This is a genomic window from Paenibacillus elgii NBRC 100335 (genome assembly GCF_004000865.1).
Classification (GTDB): Bacteria; Bacillota; Bacilli; order Paenibacillales; family NBRC-103111; genus Paenibacillus_G; species Paenibacillus_G elgii.
In genome coordinates this window covers 1-17,207 of the sequence record NZ_BIMB01000087.1, presented here as the reverse complement: position 1 = coordinate 17,207, position 17,207 = coordinate 1, and the positions used below count along the sequence as shown (strand labels likewise).

Here is a 17,207-nt window from a genome sequence, read left to right as displayed (position 1 = left end):
ATGATATGCCGGTATGGCGGAATTGGCAGACGCGCGCGACTCAAAATCGTGAGGGAAACCGTGGGGGTTCAAGTCCCTCTACCGGCATTTACAACGGGACGTAGCTCAGCTTGGTAGAGCACCTGGTTTGGGACCAGGGGGTCGCATGTTCGAATCGTGTCGTCCCGACCATTCAATGTTTTTAATGCGGGTGTAGTTCAATGGTAGAACTCCAGCCTTCCAAGCTGGTAGCGTGGGTTCGATTCCCATCACCCGCTCCATGTGCAAGTTCCAGTAGCTCAGCTGGATAGAGCAACGGCCTTCTAAGCCGTCGGTCGGGGGTTCGAATCCCTCCTGGGACGTCATATTCGAAATTAAAGAGGTCTGGAAGCAGGCCTTTTTTTGTTGTATTCTTTTGGCTAAAATGATCCTGTTTATATAGGGTGGCCACTTGTCGTTATATAGCGGATGAGAGCACGTAGGATAAGCTTTCACAGTTCAATCTCTGGAATCATGGCATTTATGGAAAAGTTCTGATACAATGGGTTAAAGCTCCTTTCGAGGGGCTTATTTTTTTAAGGAGGAAGGCATATGAGTTCGATGGCAGTACGAAGGCTAAACTCACGAAGGATAAGAACGTATATAGGGGGGGATATCTACTATGAACCCTAGTTTCGGACGTGGTGCCCGTACCCAATTAATCAACCAATTGCTCTATTTTGACGAACAAAGCAGTGCGTTTCTTGATGACTTTTGCCCACAGCAAGGCAAAGAACGAGTGAATCTCGAAAAATTCATCGAACAATACACGGCTGTTTTGGAACGTCTATTGGCGCAAGATGAAGTGCAGTTTATGCAATCCTTATATTCCAAAGTGCTGATTGGTAGCAGTGTGAAAGTGAAGTATGAGGATGACGGCTTAGAGGAAACGTTTACAATTGTATTCCCAACGTTGACCGCGCCCGATAGAAACTATGTTTCATTCTTATCCCCGATGGGACGGCAGCTGCTTTTAGCTACGTCCGGGGCGGTGCAAACGATTGAAATTCCTGCGGGCAGCTTTACCGTAACGATCGAGGAAGTGAAATACGCTTGCTCCGGGGAATTTACGAAGACAGGTTAAGCAACACTCGAAAAAATATCTCCACTCAAAAGGACAGCTTCTTTCGATATAGGGGCTGTCCTTCTACATGAGACAAACGCAAGAGAGCCCGGAGCTATACAAATTGTCTACAAAATTTAGCGTTCTGGTTACATTTTGGACCCGGCTATAGCAGTTTACAGCAGTATGACTTATAATAAAAGGAATGAGCAATCCGATAAGAACGTAAGCTCGGATACGCTTAAAACGTTTAAATGGGGTGTTAGAGATGAATTTGTTTGATTTGACCGGAAAAGTGGCTTTAGTAACCGGGGGAGCTGTAGGTCTTGGTGCAGGTATCTCCTTAGGCTTGGCCAAGGCAGGCGCAGACGTCGTTATCGTAACGAGCAACGACCGTTCGCGTGAGGTTGAGCAACAAATCCAAGCGATGGGCCGCAAGGCGCACACCATCATAGCGGATCTGATGGATGAAAGCGTATTGAAGAGCGTAGTAGACGAGGCGTTGTCTGTATTTGGGAAAATTGATATTTTGGTTAACAATGCCGGGATTATTCGGCGTACGCCGGCTGCCGATCACGCGGCGCAGGACTGGCATGATGTGCTGAATTTGAACTTAAACTCTGTTTTTTTCCTGTCACAGCTTGTTGGGCGTGAAATGATTAAACAAGGGTCCGGTAAAATTATAAATATTGCATCGATGCTAAGCTTTCAAGGCGGGATTAATGTGCCGGGCTATACGGCTTCCAAGCATGCGATTGCCGGAGTAACTAAAGCGCTTGCGAACGAGTGGGCTAGCAAAGGTATTCAAGTGAACGCTATCGCTCCGGGGTACATGGCTACCGACAATACGGCGGCGCTTCGTGCGGATGAAGATCGCAGCTCGCAAATTTTGGTGCGTATTCCAGCCGGACGCTGGGGAACTTCGGAAGATATGCAAGGACCGATCATATTCCTCGCGTCACAGGCTTCGGACTACATGAGCGGCCACGTGCTTTGCGTGGACGGGGGATGGATGACGAGATAATGATGGAGAACGGACGAGCGGAGCAGCAGCAGATGTTTCAGCCGGAAATTATTACATTGGGGGAATCGATGGCACTGATGATGCCGGAAGGAAGCAAAGGAATCGAATATTCGTCCCGCTTCCAAGGGCTGTTCGGCGGTGCGGAGAGCAATGTGGCGATCGGGGTGTCCCGTCTGGGACACAAAGCAGGCTGGTTCAGCCGCCTTGGGAAAGATCCGCTAGGTCGCATGATCATGAAAAAAATCCGCGGCGAGGGCGTGGACGTCTCCCGTGTGGAGCTGACAACGGAAGCGCCTACCGGTTTGATGCTCCGTGAGGTAGTATCCGGGAAAACATCGGTTTATTATTACCGCAAAGGCTCCGCAGCCAGTACGCTGAAGCCGGAGCATTTAGACGAGCAATATATTAAGCAGGCTAAATATTTGCATGTGACCGGTATTACGACTGCGCTCAGTCCGACCTGCCGGGAGACGGTCAGGGAAGCGATGAAGCTTGCGCACAAGCATGGTGTGAAGGTCTGTTTTGATCCGAACTTGAGGCTGAAGCTGTGGTCATTGGAAGAAGCCCGCGAGGTGCTGCTGGAGTTGGCCCAAGAAGCGGATTATTTTCTCCCAGGGCTGGACGAGCTGAAGCTGCTGTATCAAACGGACAGCTTCGATGACATTGTAGCCCGTCTCAGCCTGCTCAAAGCGGTATCGATCGTTAAGGGCGGCGAAGACGTCACGTATATCGTCGAGCAAGGACGCGTAAGCTCGGTGCCGTATTTTAAAGCGGAGCAAGTGGTCGATACGGTCGGGGCAGGAGACGGTTTTTGCGCAGGATTTTTCGTTGGGCTGCTCAAGGGCTACAGTTTGGAAGAAGCGGTCCGTCTCGGTAACCTGATCGGCTGTATGGTGGTGCAGATGGAGGGAGACTGGGAAGGCATTCCGACCTGGGAGCAAGTAGAGGCGTTTCTTAACAACGTAAAGCATGTCGAGAGATAGTATTCGACGCAACGAATCCATGCACTACTAACTTCATATTAGGAATGGATGAGAGTATATGAAAAAAATCAAGCTTTTGCAGCAGTTGACTAGTGAAGGCGTGGTAGCCGTTCTGCGCGGAGAAACGCCGGAAGAAGTCGTCGAAATGGCGGAACAGGCGATCGCAGGCGGCATCAAAGTTATCGAAGTGACAATGACGGTGCCGTTTGCATTGCAAGCTATCGAGAAGCTTGCCAAGAAATATACAAGTTCCACGCAGGACCCGTCCAAGTATGCGATTATCGGCGTAGGGACGGTGCTGGACCCGGAAACGGCGCGGGCGGGCATTCTAAGCGGAGCGGAATTCGTGGTCGGTCCTGCGCTAAATCTGGATACGGTTACGTTGTGCAACCGGTACCGCGTGCCTGTGATGCCGGGTGTGATGACGATTCAAGAGATTCAGCGGGCACTGGAGCTCGGCGTAGACATTGTGAAGCTGTTCCCGGGCAATCTGTACTCGCCATCGACGATCAAAGCGATCAAAGGGCCGCTTCCGCAAGCCAACGTTATGCCGACCGGCGGCGTCTCGCTGGACAATCTTGCCGATTGGATCAAGGCGGGTGCAGTGGCCGTCGGTATCGGTTCCGATCTAACAACGGAAGCCGTCAAAACGGGCAACTACAGTCTGGTAGCCCAAAAAGCCGCGCAATATATCGAAGCTTACCGGGCGGCGAAGGGCTAAGTTGTCCATTATCTATAGTATATAAAAAAGCAGCGTATCCCCGAACGTTAGTTTGGGTAACGCTGCTTTTCCTTTGATGAGGCCTTACGAATGATTGCTTCTTATCGAGTTTATTCGGTAGCTACCGACTGATCGGCTTGCAGACCGACCGGAGCGATCCGAACGAAGCTCGTTTGCAGGTTGTTCAGCAAATGCTGCACTTTCGCTGCGGCTTCCGGTTGTCCGGATTTCACGAGCTCTTCATGGTAAGCGCCGAGCAGTTCGTTCAAGTCTTTCACGCTTTGTACGCCGACCGGTTCGATTTTGACCTTGGCGCCTTTGGCTACCCGGCGTTCGATGGCAGCTTGATCCAGACCCATCTCTGGCACGAGGCGTTGGTAAATGACGCCGCCCGTCATCCCTGCGCAAATCCAAGGACCCGGATCGCCGAGCACAACAGCGCGGCCGTTGGTCATGTATTCAAAAGCGAAGCCTTTCAAGTTCGCGCGGGCTGCAATGCCGCCGAGTTCGTCTTGAATCGGTGCCGTAATCTCGCCGCCGAATACGACGTCTGCGCCGGAGAACCGGATGCAGGCACGGGTATCAGCATTGCCTTGAATCAAGAACAAGCCTTTTTGCGCGCCATAGCCGAACGACTTGCCCACGGAGCCATTGATGAACTGCTTATGCTTGCTTGGTGCTTTGAGGATCGCGACTTTACCGCCGAGCGACATTTTGCCGACGCCGTCTTCCGCACCACCGTGAACCGTGATGTTTACACCGCGGGCATTGAAAGCAGCCAATCCGTTACCCGGCACGGAGCCTTCGGTCATGGTGATGCTTACCGGAGGCAGTGCATCGTAGCTGCCGTCGAAACGGTCTCTTACGCGGTGGCTTGCATAGCGGCTGCCAAGGATACGGGATTCCGCATCGACTTTGGACCAAGTGCGCTCTACCGGCGATTCGAACGAAACGGCATCCGGGAAAAACTGCTGGCCTTCCGCGCCTGCTGCAATGCGAATATCCGAGGATACCGCCGCTGCGACTTCCTCCAAAGCCTCTTGTGCAGCCGCCAAGGACAGCGGAGCCGGACGGAGCAGGTCGGACAGATCGATTTTCTCAAGATGGCTTACTTGCTGCAGCAGGTCGGAACGACCGACGAGGTCTTGCAAGTTTGCAAAGCCCAGCTGAGCGACGATGTCCCGTACTTCGCGGCCAATCCCGCCAAACAAACGAACAAGCGATTCTACAGCGGTATCGTAGACGCGAGGTACGAAGCGGCGAAGGCCTTTTTCTTCGGCTTCTTCCATCGAGTCGATTTGCGTCGCGATACCGACGTGACATGTATCCAAGTGACAGCCGCGGCATGTTGTACAGCCGATGGACTGCATTGCAATGGAACCGAAGCCGATGCGATTCGCGCCGAGCATGACCATTTTTACAACGTCAGCACCGGATTTCATGCCGCCGTCGGACCAGAGCTCCACTTTGTGACGCAATCCGGCTTCGATCAGCGCAATGTGAGCCAGCTTCGTACCGATTTCGGTCGGCAGACCGACGTGCGTGATGGAGTGAATCCGAGCCGCACCCGTACCGCCGTCAAAACCGGACAGCGTGATCACATCCGCGCCTGCTTTGGCAACGCCGACTGCAATTGTGCCGATCCCAGGAACGACCGGAACTTTGACGATGATTTTCGCCTTGCGTCCGCTTGCTTCCTTCAGCTCGGAAATGATTTGCGCCAAGTCCTCGATCGAATAAATGTCATGGTTGTTGGACGGCGATATCAGGTCGGAGCCGATGGTTGCGTTCCGTGCCAATGCGATCTTCGCCGTTACTTTCGAGCCCGGCAGGTGACCGCCTTCGCCCGGTTTCGCGCCTTGACCGATCTTGATTTCCAAGAAGGCAACGGCGTTCGCCAGCTCGACGTTAACGCCGAAACGTCCGGATGCGACTTGGGCGCCGCGGGTCCGCTTATAGCGTCCGAGCATGTCTTTGATCTCGCCGCCTTCACCGTTCATCGTTACCATGTTCAGACGCTCGCCGGCTTCAGCGTAAGCGCGGAATGCCGTCTCGTTCTGCGATCCGAAGGACATGGACGAGATAAGCATCGGCAAATCATGGCCTCCGATGCCAATCTCGACTTGGGAAGGGTCAAGCGGCTTGCGGCCTTCGGCGTGCGCTTTTTCATAATTGAAGTCCGCAACGTGACGGATGGAAATACCGTTTTTCTTTTCCTCTTCGCGCAGCTTATCGCGATAGTCTTCGTATGGGGCCGCTCCGGAAGCCGCATCGCCGAGCGCTTTCCACATCCGTTGGAAGAAGCGGAAGTTGCGGGCTGCTTTTGCTTTCGGGTTGGCAAAGTCGTTGTAACGGGCTTCGGCATCGGCTTCAAGCTCGGCAAAGCCGGTTCCGGCCTTGTCGCTGCCCAAGTAGTTTACGATATCCAGCACGTCGGCGAGCTCCGGCTTCAGGCCGATCGACGAGAAGAAGCGGGTATAACCGCGAAGCTCATGCGTACCGATCGTGGAGATGACTTTCTCCAAGCCTTTCATCAAAGCGGTGAACACTTTGCGTGCCGCCGGTGCGCCATCTTTCGCCGCAGCCGTAGCAAACAAGATGTAAGGAGACAGCACATCCGCGCCCAAGCCGCAAGCAACGGCCATATCGTGTAGGTTGCGGATCGCCGCGCTGCGCAGCACGATTGTCGTTTGACGGCGCAGGTTGTCGCCGTAACCGAGCTTCACTTCGCGAAGCGCAATATCGACTTTGGAGACGGCCAGATGCGGGTCCATCCACAGCCGGTCGTTCTGATGCGCCTCGCTATCGTCCAGCACAAGCAGCATAGCGCCTTTGCGTACGGCTTGCACGGCGTCGGCTGCAAGCTGCTCCAGGGCATCCTTCAGCGAAGTGCCGCGGGAGAATGTCGTCGACAACGTGGCGACGGCATCGCCGTTTTGCGCACCGAACATGGCGACGAGCTGCTCATAGCTCGGCTGTTTCAATTCGGCCAAAGAGTCGGTACCGTTGCTGCCCTCCAGCACGACAGGATACAGCAACTCTACCCGCAGCCGGTCATCCGGCTGGCTGTACACGGCCGGGCGAGGCCCTACGACAACGCGCGTGGAGAAATGCTCCATTTCGCGGTCACGGTCGATCGCCGGGTTGGTAACAACCGCAACGCTTTCTTTGATGAAATCCGGGATATTCTGACGCTCCCAGTTCAACGCGGCATGCGGACTGTCGTGGCCGAGCGAGCGAATCGGCTCTGCGCCGGTTTCGGCGGTCGTTTCGATCATTTGGATGCCGTCGCGGTCCCATCCGAACGCGCTGTAGAGCGCATCCGTCGGCGTGACGTCGGCGGAAGGCGCCGCTTCAACGGCCGGAATTTCATTGCTCAAGTGCTTGCGCTGTCCTTCGAGGCCAAGACGGCTTTGCACGCGCTCCAGCACGGCGGATTGCACCAGATGATAAGGAATCACCTGAACATGCTCGCCCGGTGTCAGCACGACACCTACTTTTTCGCCCGGTGCAATCGGTTTCGGATCTGCGACCATTTCGCCGACCGTAATGACACCTTGTTCCGAGGAAAAGTACAGGGACGTTTCGCTTTCCACCATCCATACCGGACGCAGACCTAGCGCATCGACGCTGAAAATGCACTCGTTGCCGTATCGGGAAACGATCCCTGCCGGTCCTTGCGCGTAATGGCCCCAAGCTTGGCGGAAGTAGACGTACATGTCCTGCAGTTCCGGACGGAAAAGCTTCATTTCGTTAAGAATCGGAGGGAAAACGACTTCCATCGCTTCGAACAAGCTGAGGCCGAAACGGTGAATGAACGTTTCGATGGTACGGTTCATATCCTGGGAGTCGCTGCCGCCGTCAACGAGGGGCACGCCGACCATGTCGGCTTCGATCCGCATCTTTTTCACCGTATTAATCTCGCCGTTATGGCCGAGCAGCGAAAACGGCTGCACGCGGAAGAAGCTGGATTGAGTGTTCGTGGAGTATCGGTTGTGTCCGATAGTAACCTGCGCTGCGAACAGCGGGTCGCGGGTGTCATTGAAGTATTTCGGCAAAATGCTGGCGGCGCCCATCACTTTGTAAGCGGCCGTGACGTTGCTGAGGGTGGCGACGTGTACGTTGTATTTGGCTTCGATCGCCACATGAAGCTCAAACAGATGGTCGGAGACTTTCACTTCCTGCTTGTCGCACAGACCTGCGATTTGCCAGAAGGTCGGTTCGTCGTTGCGTCCGTTCGGACCGAGCACGCTGCTGTCCACTTGATTTTCTTGCTCCAAGAGGATGCTGACTTGGAACTGAGAGAACAGCTCGCGGATGCCTTTTTGCATATCGGGAGCGGTGATGTCCAGCTTGCGGGGCACGAAAATGTGCGCGACGGAGAAGCGCTCGTCATAAGCAAGCTTGCCGTCTAGACCGGCGTCGGTCAGCTTTTTCTCCCATAGGGCGCGCGGAATGTCGGTCAGGATGCCGCAGCCGTCGCCTTCCCCGTTAATAAAACCCGAACGATGCTCCATTTTCACGAGGGCGTCGATCGTCTTTTGAATGTTGTCGCGGGACGGAAATCCGTCCTTTTCAATAATACAGATGATACCGCAGCTATCATGTTCGGTGGCCAATAAATTCTGAAAGCGGCCTTCATTGCGCATAACTTGATTCATTCTCGTGGTCAGCAGGCTGACCGTCACCTCCCATTAAAATTAGTTGCGGGTTCGTCCTGAAAAGAAGGCTTTGTTCATGTGAAGCAAGAAAGCGGAAAGAGTCAACGAATCAGTGCAATGAATAAAAATACATTTATTCTGCATAATTGACTTGATTTTCGGTTTCTCGATTCAGCAGAAGCTGTGCGGAAGCGGGTGATAAAAGGGACAACGCCCCAACCGTCCAAACGCACAGCTTCATAGTTAACATGGCAAAAACCTTACATTTAGCCGAATTTACTTGGTTTTAAAGTATTTATAGAATATCACGAAATTTCATGTGAGACAATAGAACATTGAAGGGAAATGTTAATTGTAAGCGCTGTCTATTTTGCATAACTGGTGAATAAAGGCAATTTCGGAGCGGAATGATGAGGGTTGATAAAAAACGAACGAACTATTACCTTTGTCCGATAATAGTTCGTAATTTGGGTGATAAATGGAATTTATTGCCGATCTTTCGGTTAAGCTTTCATGCGGGCGAATGCGCGATTTGCTGCTTCAATCGTATAAGCGACGTCTTCGTCCGTATGGGCCGTGGTCAAGAACCAGGCTTCATATTTGGACGGAGCCAGGCAAATGCCGTCCTCCAACATGTAGCGGAAAAAGGCTGCAAATTGCTCGCCGTCCGTATTTTGCGCCTCGTCGTAGTTCGTCACCGGATGGTCGCAGAAGTGTGTCGACAGCGCGCCGCGGATACGGTTCACGGTTAGAGCGATGCCGTGCTTGCGAGCTCCTTCGGCCAGGCCCGCTTCCAGCATGGCGCTGAGCCGGTCCAGCCGCTCGTAGGTGCCGGGCTCTCGCAGCGCCTCCAGGCACGCGATCCCGGCGGAAATCGATGCCGGATTGCCGGCCATGGTGCCGGCTTGGTATGCCGGTCCGAGCGGCGCCACCTGCGCCATGATCTCTGCGCGGCCGCCGTAAGCGCCGATCGGCAGTCCGCCGCCGATGATTTTCCCAAGGGCCGTAAGATCAGGCTCGATGGCTGCGTAATCGGTGCCCTCGGGCAAACCGGCGAAGGTGGAGGCAGCGCCGTAATGGAAGCGGAACGCGGTGATCACCTCGTCGTAGATGACAAGGGAGTCGTTCCGGCGGGCGGCGGAGCACAGTCCTTCCAGGAAGCCGGGCTTCGGCATGACCATGCCGAAGTTGCCGACAATAGGCTCGACCATGACGGCGGCCACGTCGCTACCCCAGCGCTCAAGCGCGGCATCCAGCGCGGCAAGATCGTTGAACGGAACGGTAATGACCTCGTGCGCGATGCTGACCGGAATACCGGCACTGTCCGGTATTCCGAGGGTGGACGGGCCAGAGCCGGCGGCGACGAGCACAAGATCCGAATGGCCGTGGTAGCAGCCGGCGAATTTGATGATTTTGTTCCGGCCGGTGTAGGCGCGGGCTACCCGGATCGTCGTCATCACGGCTTCGGTGCCGGAGTTGACGAAGCGGACCTTATCAAGCGACGGAATCGCTTCTTTCAGCATGCGGGCGAAGCGGATTTCCAGTTCCGTTGGCGTACCGTACAATGTGCCGTTTTCCGCCGCACGGACGATGGCGGATGTCACATGAGGATGCGCGTGGCCAAGAATGATTGGACCGTAAGCGGCCAAATAGTCGATGTAGCGGTTGTCGTCTTCGTCCCAGAAATATGCTCCCTGTCCCCGTTTCATGAAAACGGGCGCTCCGCCGCCTACGGCTTTGAAGGAGCGGGAAGGGCTGTTGACCCCGCCGACGATATGCTCAAGCGCCTCCGTATAAAGCGCTGCAGAGCGTGTGCGGGGCTTGGCTTCGGATGCGTTAAACGAAAATGGATTGCTCATGAGGATTCAAGTCCTTTCCATCTATGTATATTTACATTATAAAGGATTACGTTCCTGCAGTGAATTTTTCTCCGGATCGGATCGGATCGGATCGGTCGGCGCCTCATTCTGTGGGAATGTGAAGAAGCGAGCCTTTAAGTGCCGTTACCGCTTGACCATGGATGTGGAGACGGTCATCGACCAGCGCCAGTCTAAGAACACCTGTTCGTGCAGACGATTGAATGGCCGTCATCCGATCTTTTCCCAGCTTATCCTGCCAGTAAGGCGCCAGCGCGCAATGGGCCGATCCGGTAACCGGATCTTCGTCGATTCCCAGCGCCGGGAAGAAGCAGCGGGAGGCGAAGTCGTACCGTTCATCCTGCGAACGGGCTGTAATCAGCACGCCGCGGACACCAAGCTCCGCCATGACGGTAAAATTGGGCTTGAGCTCCCGCACGGCTTCCTCCGAGTCCAGTTCGACCAGCAAGTCCAGCCCGTTGGTTCCGACAAAACGGGGCACGGCCCCGCCCAGGGCATCGGCCAATCGGTCTGGCGCGTCCGTTTCGGTGATCCGCTCAACGGGAAAATCGAGCCGGATCCAACCGTCCTCACTTTGAGATGCCGTCAACTGACCGCTAAGCGTGTGAAAGGTCAAAGCCTGTTTGCGGTCTGCCCGCTCGGTCTCCCACAAGTAGTGTGCACTGGCCAGTGTAGCATGGCCGCACAAATCCACCTCAACCGTCGGTGTAAACCAGCGAAGCCGGTAGCTGCCGTCCTCTTGGGGGGAGAGAAACGCCGTTTCCGACAAGTTCATCTCCATCGCAACCTGCTGAAGCCATGGGTCGGAAGGATAGCGCTCTAGCAAACACACCGCCGCAGGGTTGCCGCGAAACGGCTTATCCGCAAAGGCGTCAATAACATGCATTTCGATCATAATGACAGTTCTCCTTTCAGGTCAAAAGCGGGAAGCCCCAGGCCTCCCGCTCGCGTATGTTTCCTAGCTGCTATTGTTTTTTTGCCGGTACGGTGCCGGTCGTGCTTTTATTGCCACCTTCCTTGCCGGTAGGAGCCAGAGGGTCCCGGCCTTCGAACAGTGCCTTAATGTAATCCTGCAGCTTGGTGCGGTTTACGCTGAGGACTTCGGCGCCGCCGACCCGTTTTTCAATCAGCAGCTCGGAAGGCGGGATTTGCTGGCTGACCATCCCCTCGGTTTTGGCCTCGAAGGCGAGCGAGCCGAGCTTCAGCATGTCGGTCGTCGTCAAGTTCGTTTCGAGGTAAGGATCGATGCTGTTCAATATTTTCGGCAGTCGGATCAGAGAGCCGGTCGTCTGCATTTTTTGCGCGACGGCCTGCAAAAATTTACGCTGCCGCTCGGTGCGGGAAAAGTCGCTCATCGCATCGTGACGGAACCGGACGTACTGCAGCGCCATTTTTCCGTCGAGATGCTGCATGCCCTTCTTCAGATCGATATCGTATTCATGGCCGTCTTCCGAATCGCGGTACTTCATGTCCTTCTCGACTTCGAGATCGATGCCGCCGATGGCGTCGGTCAGCGCGATGAAACCCTTGAAATCGGTATAGAAAAAATATTGAATCGGAATACCGAGCAGGTCGCTAACTGTGCGCATGGCCAGATTCGGCCCGCCGACGGCAAGTGCCGTATTGATGCGGTCCTCGCCATGCCCCGGAATTTTCACGTAGGTGTCGCGCAAAATGGAAAATAAGTACGCTTTCTTCGTCACCGGATCGATCGAGGCGACCATAATCGAATCGGAACGCGGTACTTCGTTCTTTTTGAGTCCCCGGGAGTCGCCGCCGAGAATGAGCACGTTCACCCGTGAGTTCCCCTCCCATTTGGGCGGAGTGTAGCTTTCCGACATGCCGAGCTGCTTCGGGGTAAGCCCGCCGAATTTGGTCGTTTCGGGATGACTTTGAATGTTATTGGCAAATTGAACAAATGAATATGTAAAATAGCCGATTCCTGCAAGCAACAGCAGCAGCAGCGAAATGAAAAACCATTTTATCGTACGGACCATGGGAATTCGGTTCCCTCCTCTGGTTGCGTTCGCTTTTCCTGATCGTAAGGTTGGTGTATCATAACGGGTATAGGTTTTGACAATGCCGCAGGAACATGCATACGTTAGGACAGGAAACTATTTCATTATTATAAAAGGTTTCAATCCGCGCCTGCAAGCTTCGGCATATTTTGACAGGAGGACCTACACCTATGAATCTCGCCATCGATGTGCATCGGCTGAGAAAAGAATTTAAAGTGCAGAAAAACCGGGAAGGCTTGAAAGGCGCCGTGCGTGACCTGTTCAGGAGAGAGTATAACCAAGTGGCCGCGGTGAAAGACATCAGCTTCCAAATTCCGCAGGGCGAGATTTGCGGTTACATCGGCGAGAACGGAGCGGGTAAATCGACTACGATCAAAATGCTGACCGGCATTCTCGTTCCCACTTCCGGAAATATTCGCGTTGGCGGCTTCGTTCCTTATAAAGAGAGGGAAAAATTCGTCCGGAACATCGGCGTCGTATTCGGCCAGCGCAGCCAGCTTTGGTGGGATATCGGCGTGATCGAATCGTTCCAACTGCTCAAGAAAGTGTACCGTGTCCCGGATGCGGAATACCGCAGCCGCATGGACGAGCTCATTGAGCGACTGCAGCTTGGCGAGCTGTTGAACCGGCCGGTGCGAAAGCTAAGTCTGGGCCAACGGATGCGCTGCGAACTTGCCGCATCGCTCATTCACAATCCGGAAATTTTGTTTCTGGACGAGCCTACGATCGGTCTGGATATTATGGTTAAGACGGAAATTCGCGAGTTTCTGAAATCCATGAACAAACGGTATGGCACGACTATTCTGCTGACAACCCACGATCTGCAGGACATTGAAGCGCTGTGTTCCCGGGTCATTATGCTCGACGACGGCCGGATCATCTACGACGGAGGGCTCGAGGAGCTGAAAGAGCGCTGGGGCAAAGGCAAGGAAGTCATTCTCCGTTTCTCGGAACCGGTATCGTTACCACGTTTGCGTGAGCTGACCGCAGGACTGCAAGTAGACTGGTCACTCGACAACGAGATGACGGCCAAAGTATGGATTCCGCAGCAGGCGGCAAGCGTCTCCGAGGTGCTTAGCCGGGTTGTCGGTATAACGACAATCGAGGACATTAAAATCCTCGAAACGAATACGGACGACATCGTGCGGGAAATTTACAAATCCGGATCGGCGGAAGCGAAAAAGGAGCTGCGCGAAGGACAGGAAGTGAAGCTGCATGTTTAGCGCCTATCTGGACATTATCCGCATCCGCTTCCTGATGATGCTCGCTTACCGGGTTAATTATTACAGCGGGATTATTATTTATGCCCTTAATATTGGAGCGTATTATTTTTTATGGAAGGCGATTTATGGTACGAAAGAGCTGCTCGGCGGGATGACCGTCACGCAGATGACGACCTACGTGGCTGTGTCGTGGATGGCACGGGCGTTTTATTTTAACAATCTGGACCGGGAAATTGCGAATGAGATCAAAGACGGCAGTGTCGCGATCCAGTTCATCCGCCCGTACAATTACATCGTCGTCAAAATGATGCAGGGGCTTGGCGAAGGCTTGTTCCGCTTCTTTCTATTTTCCGTGCCGGGCATGGTAATCGTCGCGTTCTTGTTTCCGGTGCAGCTGCCGTCAGATCCGCTGACCTGGCTTATTTTTCTCGCCATGCTGTTTTTCAGCTTCCTGATCAATACGCAGATCAATATCATTACCGGCCTGTTCGCCTTTTTCCTTGAAAACAACGAAGGCATGATGCGGATGAAGCGGGTAACCGTCGATTTGTTCTCCGGCCTGGTCGTGCCGATGTCGTTCTTCCCGGGCTGGGCGCAGGATCTGATGAATCTGCTGCCATTTCCGGCGATCACGTACTTGCCTGGCTCCGTCTTCACCGGCAAAGTTGCCGGCAGCGCCGTTTACAACGTATTTGCCGTGCAGATGATCTGGTTCGTGCTGTTGATTGTGCCGCTCTATGTCCTGTGGCGTGGCGCGCGGACGCGGCTGTTCGTGCAGGGAGGGTGATGGCGCATGTTCTATGCAAGCTTGTTTGTCGACTATTTGAAAAATTACATGAAAACGCGGCTCACTTACCGGTCCGATTTCTGGATCGAGGTGCTGTCCGATCTGTTGTTTAACGGGCTGAATTTATTTTTTATCCTCGTCGTGTTCCAGCATACCGCGGCGATCGGCGAATGGAACGAGCAGCAGATTTTGTTTATCTACGGCTATTTTATGGTGCCTTACGGCTTGTTTATTACGTTTTTTAACCTATGGGGATTCACCGAGCGTTACATCGTCAAAGGCGAAATGGACCGGATCTTAACCCGGCCGGCGCATAATCTGGTGCAGCTGATGCTGGAAAATATGGACCCGTCCTCGCTGTTCAGCGCGCTGGTTGGACTGATCATCATGATCTATTCCTGGACACAGCTTGACCTCGTGCTGATGTGGTATGATCCGCTCATCCTGCTTGTGCTGGTGCTCGGTTCGATCATGATTTACGGGGGCGTGTACATTTTCTTTACATCGCTGTCGTTTTTCTCGGATTCGCCTACCGGCATTTTGCCGCTGCTGTGGAACCTGCAGAACTATGGGCGGTACCCGATGACGATCTACAACCGTCTTCTGAACATCATGCTGACCTGGGTGCTGCCGTTCGGCTTCGTCGGCTTTTATCCGGCCGCCTATTTTCTGGACCGGGCGAATTGGGGAACGTTCGCCTTGCTTACCCCGCTGGTGGGGCTCGTCTTCCTGACCTTCGGGCTTACGGTGTGGAATTACGGGGTGAAACGGTACCGCGGAGCGGGTTCGTAGAGTGCGGAGTACATGTAATGAGTAACATATTGGGATCGCGAGGAGCTGCCGACAGGCAAGCTCCTCTTTTGCGTACCGGGACAGCGTCGCGGAGAAGGTTACCCTTTTTAGCCTTTGTAATCGCTGACGCCTTTGACCCATTCGTCTCTCTCGGAATAGGAGTAAACGTGCTGCGGGCAAGGGACGCAATGATGGCGATTGACGATTTCGACGGGACGAACGACCTGAACGATCTGGGGATGGAAAAAATCCCGGTAAATCCGGACGGGCGGATCGTAAACGGTCTTGGTCGGACATGGAGAATAGCAATCGTAATCGTGCATATAAGCGGCTCCTTTCGGGTGGATTTGCTTTATAGTATGTGATAAATGTCTAGTGGACTGGGCAGTTCCCCAGTTCGGCAAAAATTTAAAAAATCAAGTCTCTTTGTTTTAAGATTTTTTTAAGCTTTCTTTCATTTCCTTTTAAGCTTGGCGTAACGTTGAGTTCATAATTCCCTCCTATACTAGCAATAAGTCCCTTACCACAAACTGGTTCGTTCAAAAAATGTACATACTTGATGATTTCGAGCGAGTTGACAGGGAGGTTTATCCAGTGGTATGATACAAATCATAGGGAGTTGAACATATGTTCAAAACGTTTGTTCAAAACAAATGTTCAAGCGTATGTTCGAAATATAAAAAAAGGATAAGGTGGAGAGAATTATGAAAAAATGGACAGGTAAAGTTATGGCAGGTACGGTAGCAGCAGCAGTATTGTTTGGCGGAATCGGCGGTTTGACAACGGCGCCTAAGGCGTTCGCGGATGACGAAATTACGTACACGGTCGTTCCGGATGCTTCCATTCCTTTACACAAACGTGTAAGTCTTGGTTTGAATGCCATTGTCGTTCAAGCATCCGGTATTATTAATATGAGCGTGGACGATTTGAAGGATGAACTCCAAAAAGGCAAAACGATCGCAGAAGTGGCCAACCTGCACGGGGTAGCTCATACAGATTTGTTTAACCGATTGGTCAATCCGATGATTGAAAGAGTGGATAGTGCTTTAAGCCAAAAAGTCATTACTTCGGATGAAGCCAACCAACTGAAACAAGAAGTAAACGATACGGTTACTGCAGCTATCAGCAAAGGCGGCTATAAAGACAAGCTGCAAGGCGCTTACGGCAAAAAGCTTAAGCTGAAAGCTCAAGTTGACGAAGAGTCCGTAGCAAAAGTACTTGGTATTTCTGAAGATGAGTTGAGCACCTATTTCAACAACGGCAAAACGATTGCCGATATCGCGAAAGAAAAAGGCCTCAACGAAGATCAAGTTATTGCAGGCTTGAAGGATGAGCTGAACGCTTCCCTGAAAGCATTCATCAATAAGAAGTAAGAGCGTCAAAATATCTATCCAAGGCCGTCCTATGAGGGCGGCTTTTTCATGTTCCTGGGAGCAGATCAAGTTGTTTTGCGGCGGAAGAGTTTCGTATAATGCTTGTACAAAGAAAAAATTGACAAACACGGATGCGAGGAGATGAAGAACTATGCCGCAGCTTCAACCCGGACAACCTGTTCCGGATTTTACTCTGACTGCCGGAAGCGGGGAAACCGTAACGCTATCACAGTTTCGGGGCAAACACGTCGTTCTGTATTTCTACCCCAAGGATATGACGCCGACATGTACGGAGGAGTCCTGCCAGTTCCGCGATTACAACGGACAATTCAAGGCGGCACACACAGAAGTGATCGGGATTAGCCCGGACGATCTGAAATCCCATGTAAAGTTTGCCACTAAACACGGGCTGCCGTTCCTGCTGCTCTCCGATCCCGACCACGAGGTATGCGAGTTGTTCGGTGTTTGGCAGCTGAAAAAGATGTACGGACGCGAATATATGGGCGTGGTGCGCTCGACGTTTGTCATCGATCCGAAAGGCAAGCTTGTCCGTGAATGGCGAGGCGTTCGGATCAAGGGCCACGTTGAGCAGGTGTTGGAAGCCGTCAAGGAGGCACAAGCAGGAGTAGAGACCCCATAGCAGCTGTTCATCTAAAGGCCGGGAGCA

At 53.2% G+C, this 17,207-nt stretch carries 14 protein-coding genes and 4 tRNA genes; 13 read left to right on the top strand and 5 right to left on the bottom strand.

Annotated elements, in window-relative coordinates; translation table 11 throughout:
• The first annotated feature begins 7 nt into the window (after positions 1-7).
• The 8 genes from PEL01S_RS33280 to PEL01S_RS33245 all read left to right on the top strand — a co-directional run bounded on the left by PEL01S_RS33280 (position 8) and on the right by PEL01S_RS33245 (position 3,809).
• Positions 8-87 (top strand) — tRNA-Leu (locus PEL01S_RS33280).
• Between the two features lie 7 nt (positions 88-94).
• Positions 95-171 (top strand) — tRNA-Pro (locus tag PEL01S_RS33275).
• Positions 172-186: 15 nt separating this feature from the next.
• Positions 187-260, top strand: a tRNA-Gly gene (locus tag PEL01S_RS33270).
• A gap of 7 nt (positions 261-267) precedes the next feature.
• Positions 268-341: transfer RNA gene (locus PEL01S_RS33265), tRNA-Arg, on the top strand.
• A 299-nt stretch (positions 342-640) separates the two neighbouring features.
• The gene (locus PEL01S_RS33260; RefSeq protein WP_127463232.1) at positions 641-1,102 is read left to right on the top strand and encodes a GreA/GreB family elongation factor; all 462 of its coding nucleotides are present in this window, start codon (positions 641-643) and stop codon (positions 1,100-1,102) included.
• A gap of 247 nt (positions 1,103-1,349) precedes the next feature.
• Positions 1,350-2,105 carry a 2-dehydro-3-deoxy-D-gluconate 5-dehydrogenase KduD gene (kduD, locus tag PEL01S_RS33255; protein WP_127463231.1) on the top strand — a complete coding sequence of 252 codons (756 nt, stop codon included), beginning with the start codon at positions 1,350-1,352 and terminating at the stop codon, positions 2,103-2,105.
• Positions 2,090-3,088, top strand: a complete 999-nt coding sequence (locus PEL01S_RS33250; protein ID WP_371860738.1) for a sugar kinase — start codon at positions 2,090-2,092, stop codon at positions 3,086-3,088. The genes kduD and PEL01S_RS33250 overlap by 16 nt, the downstream gene beginning before the upstream one ends.
• A gap of 58 nt (positions 3,089-3,146) precedes the next feature.
• A complete protein-coding gene (locus PEL01S_RS33245) occupies positions 3,147-3,809 on the top strand; it encodes a bifunctional 2-keto-4-hydroxyglutarate aldolase/2-keto-3-deoxy-6-phosphogluconate aldolase (protein WP_127463230.1) in 663 nt (220 codons plus the stop codon).
• A gap of 110 nt (positions 3,810-3,919) precedes the next feature.
• Here PEL01S_RS33245 and PEL01S_RS33240 read toward each other — a convergent pair whose 3' ends face one another.
• From PEL01S_RS33240 to PEL01S_RS33225, 4 genes are all read right to left on the bottom strand, one after another.
• On the bottom strand, positions 3,920-8,458 hold the full coding sequence (locus tag PEL01S_RS33240; protein WP_174807049.1) for a glutamate synthase-related protein: 4,539 nt from the start codon (positions 8,456-8,458) through the stop codon (positions 3,920-3,922).
• A gap of 515 nt (positions 8,459-8,973) precedes the next feature.
• On the bottom strand, positions 8,974-10,329 hold the full coding sequence (locus PEL01S_RS33235) for a glutamate-1-semialdehyde 2,1-aminomutase (protein WP_127463228.1): 1,356 nt from the start codon (positions 10,327-10,329) through the stop codon (positions 8,974-8,976).
• Between the two features lie 103 nt (positions 10,330-10,432).
• Entirely contained in the window at positions 10,433-11,242 is an 810-nt protein-coding gene (locus tag PEL01S_RS33230) for a PhzF family phenazine biosynthesis protein (RefSeq protein ID WP_127463227.1), read from the bottom strand.
• A 70-nt stretch (positions 11,243-11,312) separates the two neighbouring features.
• A complete protein-coding gene (locus PEL01S_RS33225; RefSeq protein ID WP_127463226.1) occupies positions 11,313-12,344 on the bottom strand; it encodes an LCP family protein in 1,032 nt (343 codons plus the stop codon).
• Between the two features lie 191 nt (positions 12,345-12,535).
• Between PEL01S_RS33225 and PEL01S_RS33220 the strand changes: the two genes are divergently transcribed.
• The 3 genes from PEL01S_RS33220 to PEL01S_RS33210 are packed head-to-tail and all read left to right on the top strand — an operon-like array spanning position 12,536 to position 15,167.
• The gene (locus PEL01S_RS33220; protein ID WP_127463225.1) at positions 12,536-13,588 is read left to right on the top strand and encodes an ABC transporter ATP-binding protein; all 1,053 of its coding nucleotides are present in this window, start codon (positions 12,536-12,538) and stop codon (positions 13,586-13,588) included.
• Positions 13,581-14,375 (top strand): ABC transporter permease, encoded by a 795-nt coding sequence (locus PEL01S_RS33215; RefSeq protein ID WP_127463224.1) that lies wholly within the window; start codon positions 13,581-13,583, stop codon positions 14,373-14,375. Before PEL01S_RS33220 ends, PEL01S_RS33215 begins: the two co-directional genes overlap by 8 nt.
• Before the next feature lie 6 nt (positions 14,376-14,381).
• A complete protein-coding gene (locus PEL01S_RS33210) occupies positions 14,382-15,167 on the top strand; it encodes an ABC transporter permease (protein WP_127463223.1) in 786 nt (261 codons plus the stop codon).
• Positions 15,168-15,274: 107 nt separating this feature from the next.
• Here the strand turns inward: PEL01S_RS33210 and PEL01S_RS33205 are convergent, their stop codons facing one another.
• A complete protein-coding gene (locus tag PEL01S_RS33205; protein ID WP_063188509.1) occupies positions 15,275-15,490 on the bottom strand; it encodes a hypothetical protein in 216 nt (71 codons plus the stop codon).
• A 381-nt stretch (positions 15,491-15,871) separates the two neighbouring features.
• Here PEL01S_RS33205 and PEL01S_RS33200 point away from each other — a divergent pair, with 381 nt between their 5' ends.
• Together PEL01S_RS33200 and bcp are read left to right on the top strand one after the other, a co-directional pair.
• The gene (locus PEL01S_RS33200) at positions 15,872-16,540 is read left to right on the top strand and encodes a hypothetical protein (RefSeq protein WP_127463222.1); all 669 of its coding nucleotides are present in this window, start codon (positions 15,872-15,874) and stop codon (positions 16,538-16,540) included.
• 151 nt (positions 16,541-16,691) lie between these two features.
• On the top strand, positions 16,692-17,180 hold the full coding sequence (gene bcp, locus PEL01S_RS33195; protein ID WP_127463221.1) for a thioredoxin-dependent thiol peroxidase: 489 nt from the start codon (positions 16,692-16,694) through the stop codon (positions 17,178-17,180).
• Positions 17,181-17,207 lie beyond the last annotated feature (27 nt).